This is a genomic window from Burkholderia sp. SIMBA_051, assembly GCF_046534915.1.
Taxonomy (GTDB): domain Bacteria; phylum Pseudomonadota; class Gammaproteobacteria; order Burkholderiales; family Burkholderiaceae; genus Burkholderia; species Burkholderia ambifaria.
In genome coordinates this window covers 598,282-619,803 of record NZ_JAWRXS010000002.1, presented here as the reverse complement: position 1 = coordinate 619,803, position 21,522 = coordinate 598,282, and the positions used below count along the sequence as shown (strand labels likewise).

Annotated in this window: 21 protein-coding genes; 12 read left to right on the top strand and 9 right to left on the bottom strand. The window is 67.5% G+C overall.

Translation table 11 applies throughout. From position 1 onward, the window contains the following. Positions 1 to 3 precede the first annotated feature (3 nt). Positions 4 to 540: a KdsC family phosphatase gene (locus tag SB771_RS06815; protein ID WP_105833002.1), complete on the bottom strand. Its 537-nt coding sequence runs from the start codon at positions 538 to 540 to the stop codon at positions 4 to 6. Next, positions 540 to 1,523: an arabinose 5-phosphate isomerase KdsD gene (kdsD, locus tag SB771_RS06810; RefSeq protein WP_126228526.1), complete on the bottom strand. Its 984-nt coding sequence runs from the start codon at positions 1,521 to 1,523 to the stop codon at positions 540 to 542. Before kdsD ends, SB771_RS06815 begins: the two co-directional genes overlap by 1 nt. Before the next feature lie 125 nt (positions 1,524 to 1,648). On the opposite strand from kdsD, the gene SB771_RS06805 reads away from it, so the two are divergent. From SB771_RS06805 to purU, 5 genes are all read left to right on the top strand, one after another. Then, a complete protein-coding gene (locus SB771_RS06805) occupies positions 1,649 to 3,655 on the top strand; it encodes a monovalent cation:proton antiporter family protein (protein ID WP_175662521.1) in 2,007 nt (668 codons plus the stop codon). Positions 3,656 to 3,733: 78 nt separating this feature from the next. Next, positions 3,734 to 4,300: an adenine phosphoribosyltransferase gene (locus SB771_RS06800; RefSeq protein WP_011657958.1), complete on the top strand. Its 567-nt coding sequence runs from the start codon at positions 3,734 to 3,736 to the stop codon at positions 4,298 to 4,300. 26 nt (positions 4,301 to 4,326) lie between these two features. Then, positions 4,327 to 4,941 (top strand): LysE family translocator, encoded by a 615-nt coding sequence (locus SB771_RS06795; RefSeq protein ID WP_012364729.1) that lies wholly within the window; start codon positions 4,327 to 4,329, stop codon positions 4,939 to 4,941. Between the two features lie 5 nt (positions 4,942 to 4,946). Beyond that, positions 4,947 to 5,804 (top strand): NUDIX hydrolase, encoded by an 858-nt coding sequence (locus SB771_RS06790; protein ID WP_175662519.1) that lies wholly within the window; start codon positions 4,947 to 4,949, stop codon positions 5,802 to 5,804. A gap of 50 nt (positions 5,805 to 5,854) precedes the next feature. Then, positions 5,855 to 6,739 carry a formyltetrahydrofolate deformylase gene (gene purU / locus SB771_RS06785; RefSeq protein WP_011657955.1) on the top strand — a complete coding sequence of 295 codons (885 nt, stop codon included), beginning with the start codon at positions 5,855 to 5,857 and terminating at the stop codon, positions 6,737 to 6,739. A 114-nt stretch (positions 6,740 to 6,853) separates the two neighbouring features. Here the strand turns inward: purU and SB771_RS06780 are convergent, their stop codons facing one another. Continuing rightward, the gene (locus SB771_RS06780) at positions 6,854 to 7,936 is read right to left on the bottom strand and encodes an AI-2E family transporter (RefSeq protein ID WP_011657954.1); all 1,083 of its coding nucleotides are present in this window, start codon (positions 7,934 to 7,936) and stop codon (positions 6,854 to 6,856) included. Positions 7,937 to 8,181: 245 nt separating this feature from the next. Further along, entirely contained in the window at positions 8,182 to 11,067 is a 2,886-nt protein-coding gene (gene uvrA, locus SB771_RS06775; protein ID WP_012364727.1) for an excinuclease ABC subunit UvrA, read from the bottom strand. 263 nt (positions 11,068 to 11,330) lie between these two features. Between uvrA and SB771_RS06770 the strand changes: the two genes are divergently transcribed. Then, positions 11,331 to 12,518 carry an MFS transporter gene (locus SB771_RS06770; protein ID WP_034176676.1) on the top strand — a complete coding sequence of 396 codons (1,188 nt, stop codon included), beginning with the start codon at positions 11,331 to 11,333 and terminating at the stop codon, positions 12,516 to 12,518. Positions 12,519 to 12,621: 103 nt separating this feature from the next. Then, positions 12,622 to 13,185 carry a single-stranded DNA-binding protein gene (locus SB771_RS06765; protein WP_011657951.1) on the top strand — a complete coding sequence of 188 codons (564 nt, stop codon included), beginning with the start codon at positions 12,622 to 12,624 and terminating at the stop codon, positions 13,183 to 13,185. A 281-nt stretch (positions 13,186 to 13,466) separates the two neighbouring features. Here SB771_RS06765 and SB771_RS06760 read toward each other — a convergent pair whose 3' ends face one another. Further along, complete coding sequence (locus SB771_RS06760) at positions 13,467 to 13,688, bottom strand: hypothetical protein (protein WP_011657941.1); 222 nt, start codon at positions 13,686 to 13,688, stop codon at positions 13,467 to 13,469. A 215-nt stretch (positions 13,689 to 13,903) separates the two neighbouring features. On the opposite strand from SB771_RS06760, the gene SB771_RS06755 reads away from it, so the two are divergent. From SB771_RS06755 to SB771_RS06735, 5 genes are all read left to right on the top strand, one after another. Beyond that, on the top strand, positions 13,904 to 14,668 hold the full coding sequence (locus tag SB771_RS06755; protein WP_011657940.1) for a ParA family protein: 765 nt from the start codon (positions 13,904 to 13,906) through the stop codon (positions 14,666 to 14,668). Between the two features lie 477 nt (positions 14,669 to 15,145). Further along, a complete protein-coding gene (phaP, locus tag SB771_RS06750; protein ID WP_011657939.1) occupies positions 15,146 to 15,727 on the top strand; it encodes a TIGR01841 family phasin in 582 nt (193 codons plus the stop codon). A gap of 291 nt (positions 15,728 to 16,018) precedes the next feature. After that, a complete protein-coding gene (locus SB771_RS06745; RefSeq protein ID WP_410721769.1) occupies positions 16,019 to 17,200 on the top strand; it encodes an acetyl-CoA C-acetyltransferase in 1,182 nt (393 codons plus the stop codon). A gap of 211 nt (positions 17,201 to 17,411) precedes the next feature. Then, on the top strand, positions 17,412 to 18,155 hold the full coding sequence (gene phbB / locus SB771_RS06740) for an acetoacetyl-CoA reductase (RefSeq protein WP_175660428.1): 744 nt from the start codon (positions 17,412 to 17,414) through the stop codon (positions 18,153 to 18,155). Positions 18,156 to 18,354: 199 nt separating this feature from the next. Then, complete coding sequence (locus tag SB771_RS06735; RefSeq protein WP_175656281.1) at positions 18,355 to 18,555, top strand: hypothetical protein; 201 nt, start codon at positions 18,355 to 18,357, stop codon at positions 18,553 to 18,555. Between the two features lie 80 nt (positions 18,556 to 18,635). Here SB771_RS06735 and SB771_RS06730 read toward each other — a convergent pair whose 3' ends face one another. Genes SB771_RS06730 through SB771_RS06715 form a run of 4 tightly spaced genes read right to left on the bottom strand, consistent with a single transcriptional unit; the run spans position 18,636 to position 21,520 of the window. Continuing rightward, entirely contained in the window at positions 18,636 to 18,965 is a 330-nt protein-coding gene (locus tag SB771_RS06730; RefSeq protein WP_175660427.1) for a hypothetical protein, read from the bottom strand. Next, positions 18,949 to 19,485 (bottom strand): hotdog family protein, encoded by a 537-nt coding sequence (locus tag SB771_RS06725; protein ID WP_175660426.1) that lies wholly within the window; start codon positions 19,483 to 19,485, stop codon positions 18,949 to 18,951. The genes SB771_RS06730 and SB771_RS06725 overlap by 17 nt, the downstream gene beginning before the upstream one ends. Then, entirely contained in the window at positions 19,482 to 20,300 is an 819-nt protein-coding gene (locus SB771_RS06720; RefSeq protein ID WP_175660425.1) for a beta-ketoacyl synthase chain length factor, read from the bottom strand. The genes SB771_RS06725 and SB771_RS06720 overlap by 4 nt, the downstream gene beginning before the upstream one ends. Beyond that, positions 20,297 to 21,520 carry a beta-ketoacyl-[acyl-carrier-protein] synthase family protein gene (locus SB771_RS06715; RefSeq protein WP_175660424.1) on the bottom strand — a complete coding sequence of 408 codons (1,224 nt, stop codon included), beginning with the start codon at positions 21,518 to 21,520 and terminating at the stop codon, positions 20,297 to 20,299. The genes SB771_RS06720 and SB771_RS06715 overlap by 4 nt, the downstream gene beginning before the upstream one ends. Positions 21,521 to 21,522 lie beyond the last annotated feature (2 nt).

Here is a 21,522-nt window from a genome sequence, read left to right as displayed (position 1 = left end):
CCGTCAGGCTCCGCAGGCAGCCGCGAGCAGCGCGTCGTAGCGGCGCTGCGCGCGCAGGATCGCGTCGCACACTTCACGCACCGCGCCGTGGCCGCCGCGGGCCTCGGCCACCCAGTGCGCGCGGGCGATCACCTCGGGGTGCGCGTTGGCCGGCGCGGCCGCGAAGCCGCAGCGCAGCAGCACCGGCAGGTCGGGCCAGTCGTCGCCCATGTAGCCGCATGCGTCGGCGCCGATGTCGAGCGACGCGGTCAGCTCGGCGAACACGGCGAGCTTGTTCTCGACACCCTGGAACAGGTGCGCGATCTTCATCTCCTTCGCGCGCGCCGCGACGATCTCGGAGTTGCGGCCGGTGATGATCGCGGTCGCGATGCCGGCCTCGCCGAGCAGCTTCACGCCATGGCCGTCGAGCGAATTGAACGACTTCATCGCGTCGCCGGACGCGGTAAACAGCAGGCCGCCGTCGGTCAGCACGCCGTCGACGTCGAAAATCATCAGCTTCACGCGGCTCGCGCGTTCGGCCGCAGTCAGCGCTGCGCTCATCAGATCACCTTCTTCGAAAACAGGTCGTGCATGTTCAGCGCGCCGATCAGCGCGCCGTCGGCATCGACCACCAGCATCTGGTTGATCCGGTGGCGCTCCATCAGTTCCACGGCCTCGACCGCGAGATGGTCGGGGCCGATCGTACGCGGTTCGCGCGTCATCACGTCGACGATCGGCAGCGTGCGGAAATCGCCTTCGCGCGCGAGCACGCGGCGCAGGTCGCCGTCGGTGAAGATGCCGGCCACGCGGCCGTCGGGGCCGACCACGGCCGTCATGCCCAGCCGTTTCGCGGTGATCTGGAACAGCGCGTCCGACAGCGTGGCGTCGAGCCCGACGCGCGGCACGTCGTCGCCCGAGCGCATCACGTCGCGCACATGGGTGAGCAGGCGCCGGCCGAGCGCACCGCCCGGATGCGAGCGCGCGAAATCCTCGGAGCCGAAGCCGCGCGCGTCGAGCACCGCGACGGCGAGCGCGTCGCCGAGCGCGAGCGCGGCGGTCGTGCTCGCGGTGGGCGCGAGGTTCAGCGGGCACGCTTCCTTCGACACCGCGGCGTTCAGGTTCACGTCGGCGAGCGTGCCGAGGCTCGATTCCGCACGGCCCGTGATCGCGATCAGCTTCGCGCCGATCCGCTTGACGAGCGGCAGGATCGCGACGAGCTCTTCCGATTCGCCCGAATAGGAGATGCCGATGAAGACGTCGTCCGACGTGACCATCCCGAGGTCGCCATGGCTGGCCTCGGCAGGGTGGACGAAGAAGGCCGGCGTGCCGGTGCTCGCCAGCGTCGCCGCGATCTTGCGGGCGATATGCCCCGATTTGCCGATGCCGGATACCACGACGCGGCCGCGGCAGCCGAGCAGCAGCGCGACGGCCTGCACGAAGTCGCCGTCGAGCTGGTCGCGCAGCGCGCGCACGGCGTCCGCCTCGATGTCGAGCACGTCGCGGGCGAGCGCGAGCGCCCGGTCATCATTGATTTTCGCTATCATGCGCGGAGTATAGCAAAGGCGTTTGTTCGCCGCGCCGCGCCTTCGGACTCGTCCGAGGTCGCTTGCCCCCCGCCACCACCCGCGCCCGCATTGCCGTGGCCCCGACGAACGAGGTCGCTTTGCCTGTGATTTCCCCGCTCGAAATGACCCTGCTGCTGCTGCTGGCCTCGGTGGTGGGCGTCGTCGTCTTTCGTTCGTTGAACCTGCCGCCGATGCTCGGCTACCTGACCGTCGGCATCCTGGTTGGCCCGCACTCATTCGGCATTGCCGCGGACCTCGAGCGGGCCGAGCACCTCGCGGAATTCGGCGTGGTATTCCTGATGTTCTCGATCGGCCTCGAATTCTCGCTCGCGAAGCTGAGGGCGATGCAGCGGCTCGTGTTCGGGCTCGGGCTGCTGCAGGTGGTCGTGACGCTCGTGCTCGCGGTCGCGCTCGGGGCGCTGTTCGAGCGCTGGGTGCACATCACGTGGCAGGGCAGCGTCGCGCTCGGCGGCGCGCTCGCGATGTCGTCCACGGCCATCGTATCGAAGATGCTCGCCGAGCGGCTCGAGATCGAGACCGAGCACGGCCGCAACATCTTCGGCGTGCTGCTGTTCCAGGATCTCGCGGTGGTGCCGCTGCTGATCGTGATCGCCGCATTCGGCGCGGAGTCGTCGAAGGATCTCGCGATCACGCTCGGCTTCGCGGCGGTCAAGATCGTGATCGCGCTCGCGCTGCTGCTCGTCATCGGCCAGCGCTTCATGACGCGCTGGCTCAACGTGGTCGCGCGGCGCCGCTCGCAGGAACTGTTCGTGCTGAACCTGCTGCTCATCACGCTCGGCGCCGCGTTCATCACCGACCGCTTCGGGCTGTCGCTCGCGCTCGGCGCGTTCATCGCGGGGATGCTGATCTCCGAGACGCCGTTCCGTCATCAGGTGGAAGAGGACATCAAGCCGTTTCGCGACGTGCTGCTCGGGCTGTTCTTCGTGACGACCGGGATGCTGCTCGATGCGCGCGTGATCTGGGAGCACCCGTTGCTCGTGCTCGGCTTCTTCGTCGGGCAGATCCTGTTCAAGGGGACGATGATCGCGGGGCTCGCGCGCCTGTTCGGCGCGACGCCGGGCGTCGCGATGCGCACCGGCATCGGGCTCGCGCAGGCCGGCGAATTCGGCTTCGTGCTGCTGAACCTGATCCTCGACCGGCATCTCGTCGATTCGACGCTGCTGCAGGCGATCCTCGCGTCGATGCTGCTTTCGATGCTCGCCGCGCCGTTCCTGATCCAGAACGCCGACCGGATCGTGATGCGGCTGTCGTCGACGGAATGGATGCAGCAGTCGCTGCAGATGACGCGGATCGCGACGCAAAGCCTCAAGCAGCGCGGCCACGTGATCATCTGCGGCTACGGCCGCGCGGGCCAGAACCTGGCGCGCATGCTCGAGCAGGAAGGGATTTCGTACGTCGCGCTGGACCTCGATCCCGATCGCGTGAGCGCGGCCGCGACGGCCGGCGAATCGGTCGTGTTCGGCGACGCGGCGCGTCGCGAGTCGCTGCTCGCGGCCGGTATCCATCGCGCGGCGGCCGTCGCGATCACGTACGCGAACACGCCGTCCGCACTGCGCGTGCTGCACCACGTGCACGAGCTGGAGCCGACGCTGCCGGCGATCGTGCGCACGGTCGACGACGCCGATCTCGAGAAGCTGCTCGCGGCCGGCGCAACCGAGGTGATTCCGGAAATCGTCGAGGGCAGCCTGATGCTCGCGTCGCACACGCTGGTGCTGGTCGGCGTGCCGATGCGCAAGGTCGTGCGGCGCGTCGAGGAGATGCGCGACGCGCGTTACCAGCTGCTGCGCGGCTATTTCCACGGCGCCGACGACGCGGACGACGACGACCACGAGCAGGTGCGGCTACAATCGGTGCCGGTCGACGCGCGCGCGGACGCGGTCGGGCGCTCGCTGGAGGAGCTCGGGCTGTATGCGCTCGGGCTGGAAGTCACGGCGATCCGCCGGCACGGGATCCGCGGTGTCGAACCCGACCCGCTGACCAAGCTGCGCGCGAGCGACATCGTCGTGCTGCGCGGGCTGCCCGAGGCGCTCGCGCTCGCGGAAGAGCGGCTGTCGCGCCATCGGCGCGAGCCGCCGGCCGCGGTCGCCTGAGTCGCGCTTCGTTGACCTGACCCGTATTGATTCGAAACGGTGCCCGATCTTCGCGCACCGTTTTTTTCGGAGAGTTTCATGCCGCATTCGTCGCCGGGCGCACCGCTCGATCCGGTCGCCTTCATCCACAGCCAGATCCGCACCGTGCCCGACTGGCCGCAGCCGGGCGTGCAGTTCCGCGACATCACGACGCTGCTGCAGAGCCCGAAGGCGCTGCGCATCCTCGTCGACCTGTTCGTCGAACGCTATGTCGATGCGAAGCTCGACTACGTCGCGGGGCTCGACGCGCGCGGCTTCATCATCGCGCCGATCGTCGCGTATGAGCTGAGCGTCGGCTTCGTGCCGATCCGCAAGGTCGGCAAGCTGCCGTACAAGACGCGCTCGGAATCCTACGACCTCGAATACGGCAGCGCGACGGTCGAGATCCACGAGGACGCGTGCCGCCCCGGCGACCGCGTGATCATCATGGACGACCTGATCGCGACCGGCGGCACGATGATGGCGGGGCGCAACCTGCTGCAGCGGCTCGGCGCGGTCGTCGTCGAGGGCGCGGCGATCATCGACCTGCCCGATCTCGGCGGCTCGACACTGCTGCGCAACGCGGGGCTGCCCGTCTATACCGTTACCGAATTCGCCGGCCACTGAACGCCGGCCCACGCCGCGAGGTCACGATGCCCAACTTCATGCTGTTTCTCGCCACGTCGATTGCGATCACGTTCGCGCCCGGTCCCGACAACCTGCAGGTGCTCGCACGCGGCATCTCGCAGGGCCGCGCGGCCGGCTTCGTCGCGGCGCTCGGCTTCACGGCCGGAATCCTGTTCCATACGACGCTCGCGGCGCTCGGCGTCGCGGCCGTGCTGCGCTCGTCGCCGGTCGCGTTCCAGATGCTGAAGCTGGCGGGCGCCGCGTACCTCGTGTGGATCGGCATCAAGGCGCTGCGCAGCCAGGGCCTCGCGAATGCGCATGCGCGTGCGCCGCAGCCGCTTCGCGCGATTTTCCGGCAGAGCGTGATCGGCAACCTGATGAACCCGAAGGTCACGCTGTTCTTCGTCGTGTTCCTGCCGCAGTTCGTCGATCCGCACGGCGCGCAGGGCGTGACGCTGCAGATGTTCGAGCTCGGCGCGCTGTTCATGCTGCAGACGGCCGCGATCTTCTCGCTGTTCGGCGTCGGCGCGGGCGCGATCGGCGCATGGCTGAAGCGCCGTCCGAAGGCCGGCGTGTGGCTCGACCGCATTGCCGGCGCGACCTTCATCGCGATCGGCATCCGCGTGGCGCTGAAGGACTGAACCCGATGACGTTTCCATGTATCGCGGCCGCGCGCCGCTTCGATCCGCTCGCGCACCTGCGTTTCGAGATTGCGGGCGAGCAGGTCGGCTGGGTGCGTCGCCGCGACGTCGCGAAGCTCGAGCGCTGGCCCGACGTGTTCGAGCTGACCGACGAGCGCGTCGTGCTGTCGGCGCGCTATGACACGGTCGATGCGCGCAGCATGGCGCTCGCGAGCGCGATCGGCGCGCTGGCGGCCGAAGGCGCGATTCCCGGCTGGCGCGACGAGATCTATGCGATCCGCAACCGCTTCGACGATCCGCCGCTCGCGTATATCGAGCGCGCCGCGTCGCGTTTTTTCGGCACGCAGACTTATGCGGTGCACCTGAACGGCATCGTAGAATATGCGGCTGAGCCGGGTTCGCCCGCCGCGCCGCAGATGTGGCTCGGCCGCCGCAGCGCGACCAAGGCCACCGACCCCGGCATGCTCGACAACGTCGTCGCGGGCGGCATCGGCTGGGGCCTGGGCGTTCACGAGACGCTCACGAAGGAATGCTGGGAAGAGGCCGGCATGCCGGCCGAACTGGCGGCGCGCGCGATCGCGGGCCGGGCGGTGCAGGTGCTGTGCTCGCTGCCGGAAGGCACGCAGTCCGAACTGATCTTCGTGTACGACCTGCCGCTGCCGCGCGACTTCGCGCCGCACAACCAGGACGGCGAAGTGGCCGAGCACCTGCTGGCCGGCGTGCCCGAGGTGATCGGCTGGTTGCGCGAAGGCCGCGCGACGATGGATGCGAGCCTCGCGATACTCGACACGCTGCTGCGCCACCGCTGGCTCGCGGCGGCCGACGCGGCGGGCATCGACGCGCTGTTCGCGCCGGCCGCGTAACGCGCCGGACGGCCTATTTGACGAATACCGAAACGAAGGGAGTAGCGGTCATGTCGACCGATCACAGCTTTATCTTGAAACTGTCGTGCCCCGACCGGCACGGCATCGTTCACGCGGTCTCGGGCTTTCTGTTCGAGCGCAGCAACAACATCCTCGACTCGGCGCAGTTCGGCGACAGCCGCACCGGCGAGTTCTTCATGCGCGTGCACTTCGAGCAGGATGCCGACGGCGCGGATGCCGCGTCGGCGCTCGACACGCTGCGCCAGGAATTCGCACCGCTCGCCGAGCAGTTCGCGATGCGCTGGGAGCTGCACGACGCGGCCGTGAAGCCGCGCGTCGTGATCATGGTGTCGAAGATCGGCCACTGCCTGAATGATCTGCTGTTCCGCTACCGCACCGGCCAGCTGCCGATCGAGATCCCGGCGATCGTGTCGAACCACAAGGAGTTCTACCAGCTCGCCGCGAGCTACAACATCCCGTTTCATCACTTCCCGCTCGTGGGCGGCTCGTCCGATGCGGCGAAAGCCGCACAGGAGGCGCGCGTGCTGGAAGTGATCGACGAGCACCAGGCCGATCTCGTCGTGCTCGCGCGCTACATGCAGATCCTGTCGCCGAACATGTGCCAGCAGCTCGCCGGCCGCGCGATCAACATCCATCATTCGTTCCTGCCGAGCTTCAAGGGCGCGAAGCCGTATTACCAGGCGTTCGACCGCGGCGTGAAGCTGATCGGCGCGACCGCGCACTACGTGACGACCGACCTCGACGAAGGCCCGATCATCGAGCAGGAAGTCGAGCGCGTCGACCACAGCATGACGCCCGACCAGCTCACCGCGATCGGGCGCGACGTCGAGTGCGTGACGCTTGCGCGTGCGGTGAAGTGGCACGTCGAGCACCGGATCGTGCTGAACGGGACGAAGACCGTCGTGTTCCGCTGATCGGCGGTGCGCGTCGGCCATCGGCCATCGGCCGTCAGCCGGCCCCGCAAGTAACAACGCCGCGCCCTGGACGGGGCGCGGCGTTTTTGTTTATCGCGTGTGACGCGCGGCGCGTCAGATCAGCCGCAGCATGTACAGCTCGCGCTTCAGGTACGCATAGAAGATCGGCGCGGCGATCACGCCCGGCAGCCCGAACGCGGCTTCCATGATCAGCATCGCGAGCAGCAGCTCCCACGCGCGCGACTCGATCTGGCCGCCGATGATCTTCGCGTTCAGGAAATATTCGAGCTTGTGGATCACGACGAGGAACGCGAGCGACGCGATCGCGGTGCCCATGCTGACCGACAGCGACACCGCGACGATCAGCGTGTTCGAGATCAGGTTGCCGATCACCGGCAGCAGCCCGACGATGAACGTGACGAGCACGAGCGTTTTGGACAGCGGCAGCCGCTGGTGGAAGATCGGCAGCGCGACGAGCAGGTAGATGCCGGTGAAGGCCGCGTTGATCGCCGAGATCTTGATCTGCGCGAACACGATCCGGCGGAACGATTCGGCGAAGCGCGACACGCGCGTGACGAGCGCGGTCGACAGCGGCCGGCGCACCTTGCCGTGCTCGACGCCGATCGCGATCATCGCGCCGATGATCATCCCGAACAGCACATGGCCGAAGCCGCGCGCGACGCTCTTGCCGCCTTGCTGGAGCTGATCCATGTGCGAGTGCATCAGCAGCGCCGCCTTGGCTTTCATCTGCTCGACGTCGACGGGCAGCAGGTTCGCGATCCAGGCCGGCGTGCGGGCGCGCGTCTGCTCGACGATCTGCATCAGCTGGCCGAGCAGGCTCTGCAGGTTCGGCACCGTGTGCTCGAAGTGATCGATGATGCCGATCGTCAGGCCCGTGAGCCCGCCGACGATCGCGATCGACAGCAGCACGACGGAGACCCAGCGCGCGCGCATGCTCGTCGTGTGGCGTTCGATCACCGGGGCGATCGTGTGGATCAGCTGATAGACCAGCAGGCCGGCCAGCAGCCCGCCCAGCAGCTTGAGTTCGATGACGAGCACCATCGCGACGAGGGCGAACAGATAGCTGCCGATCTCGATCGCGGACAGCTTCGGCAGGCTGAAGTCGCTCGTCAGCCGCACGCTGCGCAGGTGGGGCTCGCGGCTCTGCGCGTCGCGCGACTCTTGTTGCTTCTCCATCGTGGATTCCTGTCGTTCGTGTGTCGCGCCGCGCGGTGGGCGGCAGGACGGTGCTCGCCCGGCGTCGCACCGGATTGGTGCGGATAGCGAACCTTACGACCGTAAAGTATAGCCGCCATTATGGTCTGTCACGGGACAGTTTGGCTCGTGGTGTATACGCAGAAGGGAAAACGAGGGGGCCGGCGCCACGGGGCGGGCGCCCGCAGGGGCGCGGCCAGGGCGGCCGCGCGCGGGAACGGAAGCGCTCAGCCGGCCGCCGCCTTGCGGGGCGAACGCTTGAGCAGCGGCGCGAGGTACTTGCCGGTGAAGCTCGCCTTGGTCTTCGCGATTTCCTCGGGCGTGCCTTGGGCGATGATCTGGCCGCCGCCGGCACCGCCTTCGGGGCCAAGGTCGATCACCCAGTCGGCCGTCTTGATCACGTCGAGATTGTGCTCGATGATCACGACCGTGTTGCCCTGGTCGCGCAACCGGTGGATCACCTCGAGCAGCAGCGCGATGTCGTGGAAGTGCAGGCCGGTGGTCGGCTCGTCGAGGATGTACAGCGTGCGGCCCGTGTCGCGCTTCGACAGCTCCAGCGACAGCTTCACGCGCTGCGCCTCGCCGCCCGACAGCGTCGTGGCCGACTGGCCGAGGCGGATGTAGCCGAGGCCGACGTCGAGCAGCGTCTTCAGCTTGCGGGCGATCACCGGCACCGCGCTGAAGAATTCGTACGCCTGCTCGACGGTCATGTCGAGCACTTCGCTGATGTTCTTGCCCTTGTAATGCACGTCGAGCGTTTCGCGGTTGTAGCGCTTGCCGTGGCACACGTCGCACGGCACGTAGACGTCCGGCAGGAAGTGCATCTCGACCTTCAGCACGCCGTCGCCCTGGCACGACTCGCAGCGACCGCCCTTCACGTTGAATGAGAAGCGGCCCGGATCGTAGCCGCGCTCCTTCGCGGTCGGCACGCCCGAGAACAGCTCGCGGATCGGCGTGAACAGGCCCGTGTAGGTGGCCGGGTTCGAGCGCGGCGTGCGGCCGATCGGCGACTGGTCGACGTTGATCACCTTGTCGAAGTGTTCCAGCCCCTCGATCGCCTCGTGCGGCGCCGGCTCGGCCGACGAGCCGTACAGGTGGCGCGCGACCGCGTGATACAGCGTGTCGTTGATCAGCGTCGACTTGCCGGAGCCCGACACGCCGGTGATGCAGGTCAGCAGGCCGACCGGCAACTCGAGGTCGACGTGCTTCAGGTTGTTGCCGTGCGCGTCGACGATGCGCAGCATCCGCTCGGGATCGGGCGCGAACCGCTCGTCCGGATACTCGATCGTGCGCTTGCCGACCAGATACTGGCCCGTGAGCGACTGCGGGTTCGACTGCACCTGCTTCGGCGTGCCTTCGGCGACCACCACGCCGCCGTGCTCGCCCGCGCCGGGGCCCATGTCGACGACGTAGTCGGCCGTGCGGATCATGTCCTCGTCGTGCTCGACGACGATCACCGAGTTGCCGAGGTCGCGCAGGTGCTTGAGCGTCGCGATCAGGCGGTCGTTGTCGCGCTGGTGCAGGCCGATCGAAGGCTCGTCGAGCACGTACATCACGCCGGTCAGGCCCGAGCCGATCTGCGACGCGAGCCGGATGCGCTGCGCCTCGCCGCCGGACAGCGTCTCGGCGCTGCGCTCGAGCGACAGGTAGTCGAGGCCGACGTTGTTCAGGAAGGTCAGGCGCGCGACGATTTCCTGGATCACCTTGTCGGCGATCTCGCGTTTCGCGCCGTCGAGCGACAGGCCGGCGAAATAGCCGAGCGCGTCGCGCAGCGGCCAGCCGCTGATTTCATAGATGCCGCGCGCGTAGTCGCCCGCGCCAACCCGCACGTGGCGTGCCTCGCGGCGCAGCCGCGTGCCTTCGCATGACGGGCACGGCTGGTTGTTCTGGTACTTCGAGAGCTCTTCGCGCACCGCGACCGAATCGGTCTCGCGGTAGCGGCGCTCGAGGTTCGGGATGATCCCTTCGAACACGTGCTCGCGGATCGTCGTGCGGCCGCGCTCGTTGATGTACGAGAACGGGATCGTCTGCTTGCCCGAACCGAACAGCAGCACCTTGCGGATCTTTTCCGGCAGATCCTCGAACGCGGCGTCGATGTCGAATTCGTAGAACGCCGCGAGGCTCTGCAGCATCTGGAAGTAGAACTGGTTGCGGCGATCCCAGCCCTTGACGGCGCCCGCGGCGAGCGACAGCGACGGGTGCGCGACGACCCGCTTCGGGTCGAAGAACGTGATCTGGCCGAGGCCGTCGCATTCCGGGCACGCGCCCATCGGGTTGTTGAACGAGAACAGGCGCGGCTCGAGCTCCTGCAAAGAGTACGAGCAGATCGGGCACGCGAACTTCGAGCTGAACAGGTGCTCGTGGTCGGTATCCATCTCGAGCGCGATCGCACGGCCGTCGGCGAGGCGCAGCGCGGTCTCGAACGATTCCGCGAGGCGCTGCTTCATGTCCGGGCGCACCTTCAGGCGGTCGACGACGACGTCGATCGTGTGCTTGTCGTTCTTCTTGAGCTTCGGCAGCGACTCGACCTCGTAGATCTTCGCGACGCCTTCGTTCGCGGTGCCGCCGCCCGAGCGCACGCGAAAGCGCACGAAGCCCTGCGCCTGCATGTCCTCGAACAGCTCGGCGTGCTCGCCCTTGCGGTTCGCGACGACGGGCGCGAGGATCATCAGCTTGGTTTCCTCCGGCAGCGCCAGCGCCGCGTCGACCATCTGCGACACGCTCTGCGCCTCGAGCGGGATGTCGTGGTCGGGGCAGTAGGGCGTGCCGACACGTGCGAACAAAAGTCGCAGGTAGTCGTGGATCTCGGTGACCGTGCCGACGGTCGAACGCGGGTTGTGGGACGTCGCCTTCTGCTCGATCGAGATCGCGGGCGACAGCCCCTCGATCAGGTCGACATCGGGTTTCTCCATCAACTGCAGGAACTGGCGGGCGTAGGCGGACAGGCTTTCGACGTAGCGGCGCTGGCCCTCTGCATAAAGGGTGTCGAACGCGAGCGACGACTTGCCCGACCCGGACAACCCGGTAATCACGATCAGCTTGTGCCGCGGCAGGTCGAGATTGACGTTTTTCAGGTTGTGGGTGCGTGCCCCACGGATACGGATCTGTTCCATGAACCTGGCGAAAATGGAGGAAACCAAACCTGCTACTATAACGGCTTTTCGAGGCCGTCGTTCGGGGCCCCCAGCCTTTGCAGCAACTGGCAGCAAGGCGGTGCCCACGCCGGGGAAGCAGCCGCGCCGCACGGCTTCGGGCGGCCCGCGGGCTGCCCGTCGGACGTCCCGGAAAGCGCCAGCCAGGCCTGCCGGGCCGGTGGCCCTGATCTTCCGCCGCCCGCCGCCGGGCGGACATTCCGATCATTCGAAATTCATTCCCGATGTCCAATCCGTCCGCCACGTCTTCCCGCATGAGTGCGCCCGAACTGCGCGCGACCACGTCGCTCGCGGCGATCTTCGCGCTGCGCATGCTCGGCCTGTTCATGATCATGCCGGTGTTCTCGGTCTACGCGAAAACCATCCCGGGCGGCGACAACGTGCTGCTCGTCGGCATCGCGCTCGGGGCCTACGGCGTCACGCAGTCGCTGTTCTACATCTTCTACGGGTGGGCGTCCGACAAGTTCGGCCGCAAGCCGGTGATCGCCACGGGCCTCGTGATCTTCGCGCTCGGCAGCTTCGTCGCCGCGTTCGCGCACGACATCACGTGGATCATCGTCGGCCGCGTGATCCAGGGGATGGGCGCCGTGTCGTCCGCGGTGCTCGCGTTCATCGCCGACCTGACCTCCGAGCAGAACCGCACGAAGGCGATGGCGATGGTCGGCGGCTCGATCGGCGTGTCGTTCGCGGTCGCGATCGTCGGCGCGCCGATCGTGTTCCATTGGGTCGGGATGAGCGGGCTGTTCGCGATCGTCGGCGTGCTGTCGATCCTCGCGATCGGCGTCGTCGTGTGGATCGTGCCCGACGCGGCGAAGCCCGTGCACGTGCCGGCGCCGTTCGCCGAGGTCCTGCACAACGGCGAGCTGCTGCGCCTGAACTTCGGCGTGCTCGTGCTGCACGCGACGCAGACCGCGCTGTTCCTCGTCGTGCCGCGCCTGCTGGTCGACGGCGGGCTGCCGGTCGCCGCGCACTGGAAGGTCTACCTGCCGGTGATGGGGCTCGCGTTCGTGATGATGGTCCCGGCGATCATCGTCGCGGAAAAACGGGGCAAGATGAAACCGGTGCTGCTCGGCGGGATCCTCGCTATCCTGATCGGCCAATTGTTGCTCGGCAGCGCACCGCATACCATTCTCATTGTGGCGGCGATCCTGTTCGTGTACTTCCTGGGCTTCAACATCCTGGAAGCATCGCAGCCGTCGCTCGTGTCGAAGCTCGCGCCCGGTTCGCGCAAGGGCGCGGCCACGGGCGTCTATAACACCACGCAATCGATCGGGCTCGCGCTCGGCGGCATCGTGGGCGGCTGGCTGCTGAAGCACGGCGGCGCGAACACCGTCTTTTATGCGTGTTCTGGGCTCGTGGCGGCGTGGCTTATAATCGCGGCCAGCATGAAAGCGCCGCCGCGCAAGGCCTGAACCTACTTTTCGGACACGCACGGGCGGCGCTCGCCGGCTTGTCCGGCGGGCCGCTCCGACGTCTGTCGCGGGCGGCCCGGCATCGAATTTACTGGAGAAACACATGGCATCCGTCAACAAGGTCATCCTCGTCGGCAATCTCGGCGCCGATCCTGAAGTCCGTTACCTGCCGAGCGGCGACGCGGTTGCGAACATCCGTCTCGCGACGACCGATCGCTACAAGGACAAGGCGAGCGGCGATTTCAAGGAAATGACCGAGTGGCACCGCGTGGCGTTCTTCGGCCGTCTCGCCGAAATCGTCAGCGAATACCTGAAGAAGGGCTCGTCGGTCTATATCGAAGGCCGCATCCGCACGCGCAAGTGGCAGGGCCAGGACGGCCAGGATCGCTACTCGACCGAAATCGTCGCCGACCAGATGCAGATGCTCGGCGGCCGCGGCGGCGCGGGCGGCGGCGGTGGCGGCAGTGACGAAGGCGGTTACGGCGGCGGCTACGGTGGTGGTGGCGGCGGCGGTCGCGGCGGCGAGCAGATGGAGCGCGGTGGTGGCGGCGGTGGTGGTCGTGCCGGCGGCGCACCGCGCGGCGGCGCAGCAGGCGGCGGCCAGAGCCGTCCGAGCGCGCCGGCAGGCGGCGGCTTCGACGAGATGGACGACGATATTCCGTTCTAAGCGAAACGTTGGTTCCCGCTGTACGGATGGGCCCGAACTTCCGAGCTAAATCAGTGATTTGGCCTGGAGCTTCGGGTCTTTTTTCGTGTGCAGGTTTTTCGATTCGGCTGGAACGTGCCTAATCGGATGGGTTTCGTTCGTCGAACGGAGCCTGACGTGACTCGATACGCAATTCGTGAAGTGCCGATGGCACCGACCAACGCCTTCGGTGGAGCCATCAATGCGATGGCGTCGCGCGTGCACGCCGAACGGGCGCCAAGCGCGCCCGGAGAACCAGCGAATTACGCTTCCGTGATCGCGACCAGATTGCTGACGCGCTCAACCGACTTTCCGCCCTTCGGCCACCGCACCAACGCGTCGCTACCGTGGACCGACAGGACCACGCCGTCGCTGCGGTCAACCGTGCCCGTGAACGTGACGCGGTTCACTTTGGCCGCGGGCGCGAACGTCGCCTTGCTGCGGCCCGGCAGCATGTCCATCAGAAACGAAAATACGGGGTACACGATTGCTCCTTCGCGAGCTTGAACTAAGGGTTTTCCCTTAGTTTAACACCGCGCATGCGGCACCGCAACATTTCGGCCCCGTGCATTGAGCGCACGCCGTGTGCCGGCAACGTTTTCATTTCTGGTGCGGTGCCGCGCATCTGACTTATGTCACCCCGTCGCCACGATTGACCGGCTAAACTGCTTCTTTCGACGTTTCGATCGAAGGAGACACCATGCGGCGGGTCGTATTCAACCAGAAGGGCGGCGTGGGCAAATCGACGATCGTCTGCAACCTGGCGGCGATCAGCGCGAGCGAGGGCTTGCGCACGCTCGTCATCGATCTCGACGCACAGGCGAATTCCACGCGCTATCTGCTCGGCGACGCCGCGAGCGACGTGCATCCCGGCGTCGCCGAATTCTTCGAGACGGCGCTGACGTTCAACTTCCGGCCGGTCGACGTCGCGTCGTTCATCCATCCGACGCCGTTCGACGGGCTCGACGTGATGCCCGCGCATCCGGACCTCGACACGCTGCACGGCAAGCTCGAGTCGCGCTACAAGATCTACAAGCTGCGCGACGCGCTGAACGAGCTCGACACCTACGACGCCATCTACATCGACACGCCGCCCGCGTTGAACTTCTACACGCGCTCGGCGCTGATCGCGGTCGAGCGCTGCCTGATTCCGTTCGATTGCGACGACTTCTCGCGCCGCGCGCTCTACACGCTGCTCGAGAACGTGAAGGAAATCCAGCAGGACCACAACGCGGCGCTCGAGGTCGAAGGGATCGTCATCAACCAGTTCCAGCCGCGTGCGAGCCTCCCGCAGCGGCTGGTCGACGAACTCATCGAAGAAGGCTTGCCGGTGCTCGCGTCGCGGCTGTCGGCATCGGTGAAGATCCGCGAGTCGCATCAGCAGTCGACGCCGGTGATCCATCTCGAGCCGGCGCACAAGCTCGCGCAGGAGTTTCGCGCGCTGCATCGCGAGCTGGTCGGGTGACGCCGTCGGCATTATCGCGGCAATTCATCCGATAATTGAATTGGTTGTTAATAATTCCGATTACGATTTCGGAAATAATCGCGATAACGATTTCAGAATCAGCCCAAAGAAAAAACGATTACATAGCGGATTGGGCTGTTTTCATGCACACCTATTTTCCCATAACGGAAATAATGACGCGGTAAATATTGCGACGCAGTCGGTGCATGCTGCTGTAAAATTGAGAAAATCGTTTAAGCGTGAGGCGTTGCGGCCCGGCCCCATTGCGCAAGGCCCGGCCGGCAGGTGGTCATTTCGCGGCGTAAGGGTTTTCACCTAGCATTAATGCCATTTAATTGACAATTAATGCATCTAAAATGCCTTCTTCATTCTCGCATTCAATGCCGGGGTGCGGGTTGAAAAATAAGGGAGCAGGCTGTCGATCTGACTTCCATTTCCTTGTGTCGTCTCTCGCAATTGCCAACAGGAGCATACCCGATGTCCGTATTTGCCCCCGAAAAACTCGCCGCCGATTACCAGTCCGGAATCGCCGCATGGTTCGCGCTTGCCCGTCCGGCCATCAACGGTTTCGAGGCTGTCGTCGAGCTCAATGTACAGGCGGCCAAGACGGCGCTCGAGGAGTACGAGGACAAGCTGAAGAACGCGTTCAATATCAGCAACCCGGCCGCGGGCTTCGCGCAGCAGGTCGCCGTTCCGCAGGAAGCGGCCGGCAAGGCGGTCGCGTACGGCCGCCATCTGTTCGACATCGCGGTGTCGACGCAGGCCGAGTGGGCGAAGGTCGCGCAGGTTCAGTACGAGCAGAACGACAAGCGCATGAAGGACGTGTTCGGCGAACTGTCGAAGCACGCGCCGGCCGGTTCGGCCCCGGTGGTTGCCGCGCTGAACTCGGCGCTGTCCGCGGCGACGGCCGCGGCCGACACCGTGCGCGCAGCGGCGGGGCAGGCGATCGAGGCCGCGCAAAGCGGTTTCGACGCGGTCAGCGAAACGGCGGCGCGCGGTGCCAAGCAGACGGCCACCGCCGCACGCAAGGAAGCGGCTTCGCGCGACTCCGCTGCGTGAGCGCGTGTCGCGCGCAGGCGCGACACGCGCAGGCGCGACACGAGTAAGGAATGAGCGGTGCCGGAAGGCGCCGGCCGCCGCGTGTGCCGCGTGGCGGCCGGCGAGCTTTCCGCTCGCCGCGGCGTGCCCGGACACGGCCGGAGCACGCGGATGTGCCGCGCGCATGCGCGCGCGAACGTGCAGCCGCATCGCGAGCCGCGCGGCGCTCACACGCCGTCGCCGGCCGCAGTGCCGTGCCGGCACCGGCACACGATTCGGATCGACCCACTGATTTCAAAGCAGGAATTGAACATGACGGACGTAGTGATCGTATCGGCCGCGCGGACCGCGGTCGGCAAATTCGGCGGCTCGCTCGCGAAGATCGCGGCACCGGAACTGGGCGCGACGGTGATTCGCGCGGTGCTGGAGCGCGCGGGCGTGAAGCCCGAAGAGGTGAGCGAAGTGATCATGGGTCAGGTGCTGGCGGCAGGCTCGGGGCAGAACCCGGCGCGTCAGTCGCTGATCAAGGCCGGCCTGCCGAGCGCGGTGCCGGGCATGACGATCAACAAGGTGTGCGGCTCGGGCCTGAAGGCCGTGATGCTGGCGGCGAACGCGATCGCGGCGGGCGACGCGGAGATCGTGATCGCGGGCGGCCAGGAAAACATGAGCGCGGCGCCGCACGTGCTGCCGGGCTCGCGGGACGGGTTCCGGATGGGCGACGCGAAGCTGGTCGACACGATGATCGTCGACGGCCTGTGGGACGTGTACAACCAGTACCACATGGGCATCACGGCGGAGAACGTCGCGAAGGAATACGGGATCACGCGCGAAGAGCAGGATGCGTTCGCGGCGCTGTCGCAGAACAAGGCGGAAGCCGCGCAGAAGGCCGGCCGCTTCAACGACGAGATCGTGCCGGTGTCGATTCCGCAGCGCAAGGGCGAGCCGCTGCAGTTCGCGACCGACGAGTTCGTGCGTCACGGCGTGACGGCGGAATCGCTGGCGGGCCTGAAGCCGGCGTTCGCGAAGGAAGGCACGGTGACGGCGGCAAACGCGTCGGGGCTGAACGACGGCGCGGCGGCGGTGCTGGTGATGTCGGCGCAGAAGGCGGCGGCGCTGGGTCTGACGCCGCTGGCGCGGATCAAGGCGTACGCGAATGCGGGCGTGGATCCGAGCGTGATGGGCATGGGCCCGGTGCCGGCCTCGCGCCGCGCGCTCGAGCGTGCGGGCTGGACGCCGGGCGACCTGGATCTGATGGAAATCAACGAGGCATTCGCGGCGCAGGCGCTGGCGGTGCACAAGCAGATGGGCTGGGACACGTCGAAGGTGAACGTGAACGGCGGGGCGATCGCGATCGGTCACCCGATCGGCGCGTCGGGCTGCCGGATCCTGGTGACGCTGCTGCACGAGATGGTCAAGCGCGATGCGAAGCGCGGTCTGGCGTCGCTGTGCATCGGCGGCGGGATGGGTGTCGCACTCGCGGTCGAACGCGGTTGAGTCAGGCCTGACGAACATGCACGCGTGCGGCGCAGGCCTGCGCGGCGCACGCGCGAAGCAGGTTGCGCGCGCAACGGGCAACCCGCGACAGGTGTGATGTTCCGGTGCGCGCCGCGTCAGCGACGCGGGCGCATCGAAGCGGTGGGGCGGCGGCATGTGCCATGTCGTCGCCGCGCAACATTGATTACTTTACTTCTCGGTAACTAATAGGATGACTAAGCGAATTGCAGTTGTGACGGGTGGGATGGGCGGTCTTGGCGAAGCGATCAGCATCCGGTTGAACGACGCTGGCTACCAGGTCGTTGTCACGTATTCGCCGAACAATACCGGTGCCGATCGCTGGCTGACCGAGATGCACGCGGCCGGTCGCGAATTCCACGCGTATCCGGTGGATGTGGCCGATTACGATTCGTGCCAGCAATGCATCGAGAAAATCGTCCGGGAAGTCGGCCCGGTCGACATCCTGGTGAACAACGCGGGCATCACGCGCGACATGACGCTGCGCAAGCTCGACAAGGTCAACTGGGATGCGGTGATCCGCACCAACCTCGATTCCGTGTTCAACATGACGAAGCCGGTTTGCGACGGCATGGTCGAGCGCGGCTGGGGACGCATCGTCAACATCGCGTCGGTCAATGGCTCGAAGGGCTCGGTCGGCCAGACCAACTACGCGGCCGCGAAGGCCGGCATGCACGGCTTCACGAAATCGCTCGCGCTCGAGACCGCGCGCAAGGGCGTGACGGTGAACACCGTGTCGCCGGGCTATCTCGCGACGAAGATGGTGACGGCGATCCCGCAGGACATCCTCGACACGAAGATCCTCCCGCAGATTCCGGCGGGCCGGCTCGGCAAGCCCGAGGAAGTCGCGGGGCTGGTCGCGTATCTGTGCTCGGAGGAGGCCGGCTTCGTGACGGGCTCCAACATCGCGATCAACGGCGGCCAGCACATGCAGTGACGCGCGGCGGCCCGGGCGGCGTTCGCGCGTGCGTCCGGGCCGTGCTCCCGCTGTATCCAGCGCCGGAGCGGCGCGGCATGCGCGCGGTGATGGATCTCGGACGCAAGTTCGCCGCACATGCGGCGGGCCGGATGCGTCCGCGCTCCGGCCACCGCGTCGCGGCAGGCGCGCCACACCGGCCTCGCATTCCGGAGGAGGCATGGGTGAAACCTGGATGGGACTCGCGATCGGCGGCTCGGCACTGGCCGTCGCGCTGACGATGGCGATCGCGCTTCACTGGCTCGAGCGGCGCCGCGCGCGGCTGCTGCGAAATTTTGATCATCGCGATTGCTGGTTCGTCGCGTACGGCAAGTGCCTCGCGCGCAGGCCGGCTCGCCGCACGCGCAACGGCGTGCGATGACGAAGCGGTGCGGCAGCGGCGCACTCGAGCGTCGTGCCGCATCCCGCGCATCCTGTCTGCGCTGCGCGGGACGCTCACACTCAATCGCCCTTCTGCGCGCCTTCGCCCGAATCGTTCTTGTGGAAGATTCGCTTCGTCGTGCGCTTGGTTGCGTCCCAGCCCTCGCGCGACACATGCGCGATGCCGTGGCCGACCGTCTTCGCGGCGCTCGCGGTCGCATGGCCGAAGCTGCGTGCAGCCTCGCCGGTCTTGTGCGCGGCTTCCTTCGAATCGCGCTTGATGTCCTGCTTCACTTTCGACATGTCCGCGTGCGCGATCGGGCTGATCAGCGCGAGAACGATTGCGGTGCAAATGAACTGACGTGCTTTCACGACCTGGTTTCCTTGGGCAAATTCATCGGGGGCTTGCATGGCCGGCCGGCGGCGGAACGAATGCGCCGGCCGCCGATGCATCGAGCATTACCACCGCGCGGCCGCTGAGCAGCATGCGATCGTCGCAGCGCAGCGCGAAGCCGTACAGCACGGAATGGTCGTCGCCGCCGATACGTTCGGCGTCGACGATCAGCGGCAGCGCGAACGTGTCGAGCCGATCGACGAACGCGTCGACGTTGCGCACGCTCGCGAGATAACCGGCGCGCGGCCGCGCATGTTCCGTGTGCTCCTGTTGCGCACCGAGCAGCGCACCGTGCACGGCCATCGCCTGCGCCGCGTATTCGATTCCGCAGACCGACGCGAGCCGGCCGCGCGCGCGCAGCGGGTTGTGCGGATCGCGGTGGCTCGTCGCGCTGCAGCGAATGCGCTCGGCATCCCATGCTTCGACGCGATCGAGCACGCACATCGCGCCGTCGTGCGGAATGTGCGCGGCGATCCATGCGCGATCGAGCGTCGTCGTCGGCGGCGGGGGCATCGGCGTCGAGACGGGCGCCGTCATCGCGCGTGCTCCGCGGCCGCATCGGGCAGCGCGATATCGACCTGCACGCGCGTGCCTTCCAGATAGTCGAGCACGACGCGCGTCGCACGCCGCGCGGCCAGCGCGTCGAGCAGCGGCAGCGCACGCGCGGCCGGATTGCCGGTGCGCAGCGCGTCGAGTTCGCGGTTCGCGAGCGTCGTCGCCGGCGCGTCGGTCAGCTGCACGTCGATGCGCGCGAGCGTGCGTTCGCTTGCGTCGGGCGCGAACACGAACGCGACGCCGAATGCGTCGACGATCGGCCGCACCGCGCGCAGCGGCTCCGGATAGTCGGTGTCGTAGGCGATCAGCAGGCTCGGCACGCGATCGACCGTGACCTGGCACAGGCTTTCGAGCAGGCCGGCGGCAAAGCTGCCGTCGTGCGCGCACAGCACGTTCGACGTGGCCATCGCCCGGGTGGCGATGCTCCAGTAGCCGGCCGGCGCGTTGTGCACGGAATTGTGAAAGCGCGTGGGCGACAGGTGGCGGTCGTCGCCGGCGAGCGTCTCGCAGATCGCATGGCAATTCTGGCCGTCGCCGCCGGACGCGCTGAACACGGTCGCGAGCGTGGCGGGATCGCGACCGCTCGCGGCTGCCGCTTCGAGGCCGACCGCGAGCGCGACGCGCACCACGGGGCCGGTGCGGCGGCGTTCCGCCGGCGGCAGGCCGGCCGGCGGCGGCAGCACGGTGCGCGCGCTCGCATAGGCCGTGCGGCCCGCGAGCACATCGGCCGCGTGCGGCCAGTCGTTCAACCCCGGCCCGACGAGGCCGACGCTTTCGATGAAGGCGGTGAGTGTCATGTCGGCTCCCGGCGGCGGGCGTGCTCGGCGCGGCCGAGGATCAGGCTGCAATTCGTGCCGCCGAAGCCGAATGAATTGGACAGGACCGCACGCAGGGGCGCGTCGCGGCTCGCGAGCACGTAGTCGGCGGCCAGCGCCGGGTCGGGTTGCGTCGTGTTGACGCCGGCCGGCACGAACTGCTCGCGCAGCGCGAGCGCGGCGACGACCGCTTCGAGCGCGCCGGCGGCGCCGAGCGTGTGCCCGGTCGCCCCCTTCGTCGAGCTGCACGGCGTGTGCGCGAGCAGTGCGCCCACGGCGCGGCTTTCGGCGGCGTCGTTGCTGGGCGTCGCGGTGCCGTGCAGGTTCACGTAGTCGATGTCGCTCGCGTCGAGGCCGGCCGATGCGAGCGCCTGTTCGATCGCGACGCGCGCGCCGAGCCCGTCCGGATGCGGCGACGACATGTGATGCGCATCGCTCGATTCGCCGACGCCGAGCAGCAGGATCGCGTCGCCATCGAGCGCGGTGCGTGCGTCCGGCACGCGTTCGAGCAGCGCGAACGCGGCGGCCTCGCCGATCGAGATGCCGTCGCGCGCGACGTCGAACGGCCGGCACGGCCGGCGCGACAGCAGTTCGAGCGAATTGAAGCCGTACAGCGTCGTCAGGCACAGCGAATCGACGCCACCGACGACGGCCGCATCGATCAGCCCCGCTTCGATCATCCGGCGCGCGGAGCCGAATACCTTCGCGCCGGACGAACACGCGGACGAGATCGCCATCGCCGGCCCGCGCAGCCCGAAATACGCGCGCACGAATGCGGCCGGCGAATAAGGGTTGTGGGTATGCGCATAGCGGAATCCGGCGGGCAGTGCGCCGCTCGCCGGATCGCGTTGCTCGTACGCGCGTTCGGTCTCGAGGATGCCGGACGTGCTCGTGCCGATGAACACGCCGACGCGGGCGGCGCCGTGGCGCGACACGGCTGCCGCGACGCGCGCGTCGAAGCCGTCCTGGACGAGGCCGAGCTGCGCGAGGCGGTTGTTGCGGCAGTCGAAGTCGGCGAGATCCGCGCGCACGGGCTGCGCATCGACGCCGTCCACCGAGCCGATCCAGGTGTCGAGTTCGGCGCGTTCGAAGTCGCACGGCGTGAGAGCGCCGCGCGCGTGGCGCAGCGCGTCGAGAGTCGCGTCGAGGCCGCGGCCGATGCAGCTGGTGGCGGTGAAGTGCGAGAGCAGCAGAGGTTTCACGA

What these genes read in the sequence shown, in the direction of transcription:
- SB771_RS06770 (WP_034176676.1), top strand. Translation starts at nt 11,331, where the DNA reads ATGTCCAATCCGTCCGCCACGTCTTCCCGCATGAGTGCGCCCGAACTG.
- SB771_RS06730 (WP_175660427.1), bottom strand. Translation starts at nt 18,965, where the DNA reads ATGCAAGCCCCCGATGAATTTGCCCAAGGAAACCAGGTCGTGAAAGCA.
- SB771_RS06795 (WP_012364729.1), top strand. Translation starts at nt 4,327, where the DNA reads ATGCCCAACTTCATGCTGTTTCTCGCCACGTCGATTGCGATCACGTTC.
- SB771_RS06765 (WP_011657951.1), top strand. Translation starts at nt 12,622, where the DNA reads ATGGCATCCGTCAACAAGGTCATCCTCGTCGGCAATCTCGGCGCCGAT.
- SB771_RS06745 (WP_410721769.1), top strand. Translation starts at nt 16,019, where the DNA reads ATGACGGACGTAGTGATCGTATCGGCCGCGCGGACCGCGGTCGGCAAA.
- SB771_RS06790 (WP_175662519.1), top strand. Translation starts at nt 4,947, where the DNA reads ATGACGTTTCCATGTATCGCGGCCGCGCGCCGCTTCGATCCGCTCGCG.
- phbB (WP_175660428.1), top strand. Translation starts at nt 17,412, where the DNA reads ATGACTAAGCGAATTGCAGTTGTGACGGGTGGGATGGGCGGTCTTGGC.
- SB771_RS06780 (WP_011657954.1), bottom strand. Translation starts at nt 7,936, where the DNA reads ATGGAGAAGCAACAAGAGTCGCGCGACGCGCAGAGCCGCGAGCCCCAC.
- phaP (WP_011657939.1), top strand. Translation starts at nt 15,146, where the DNA reads ATGTCCGTATTTGCCCCCGAAAAACTCGCCGCCGATTACCAGTCCGGA.
- purU (WP_011657955.1), top strand. Translation starts at nt 5,855, where the DNA reads ATGTCGACCGATCACAGCTTTATCTTGAAACTGTCGTGCCCCGACCGG.
- SB771_RS06725 (WP_175660426.1), bottom strand. Translation starts at nt 19,485, where the DNA reads ATGACGGCGCCCGTCTCGACGCCGATGCCCCCGCCGCCGACGACGACG.
- SB771_RS06735 (WP_175656281.1), top strand. Translation starts at nt 18,355, where the DNA reads ATGGGTGAAACCTGGATGGGACTCGCGATCGGCGGCTCGGCACTGGCC.
- SB771_RS06755 (WP_011657940.1), top strand. Translation starts at nt 13,904, where the DNA reads ATGCGGCGGGTCGTATTCAACCAGAAGGGCGGCGTGGGCAAATCGACG.
- uvrA (WP_012364727.1), bottom strand. Translation starts at nt 11,067, where the DNA reads ATGGAACAGATCCGTATCCGTGGGGCACGCACCCACAACCTGAAAAAC.
- SB771_RS06815 (WP_105833002.1), bottom strand. Translation starts at nt 540, where the DNA reads ATGAGCGCAGCGCTGACTGCGGCCGAACGCGCGAGCCGCGTGAAGCTG.
- SB771_RS06800 (WP_011657958.1), top strand. Translation starts at nt 3,734, where the DNA reads ATGCCGCATTCGTCGCCGGGCGCACCGCTCGATCCGGTCGCCTTCATC.
- SB771_RS06720 (WP_175660425.1), bottom strand. Translation starts at nt 20,300, where the DNA reads ATGACACTCACCGCCTTCATCGAAAGCGTCGGCCTCGTCGGGCCGGGG.
- kdsD (WP_126228526.1), bottom strand. Translation starts at nt 1,523, where the DNA reads ATGATAGCGAAAATCAATGATGACCGGGCGCTCGCGCTCGCCCGCGAC.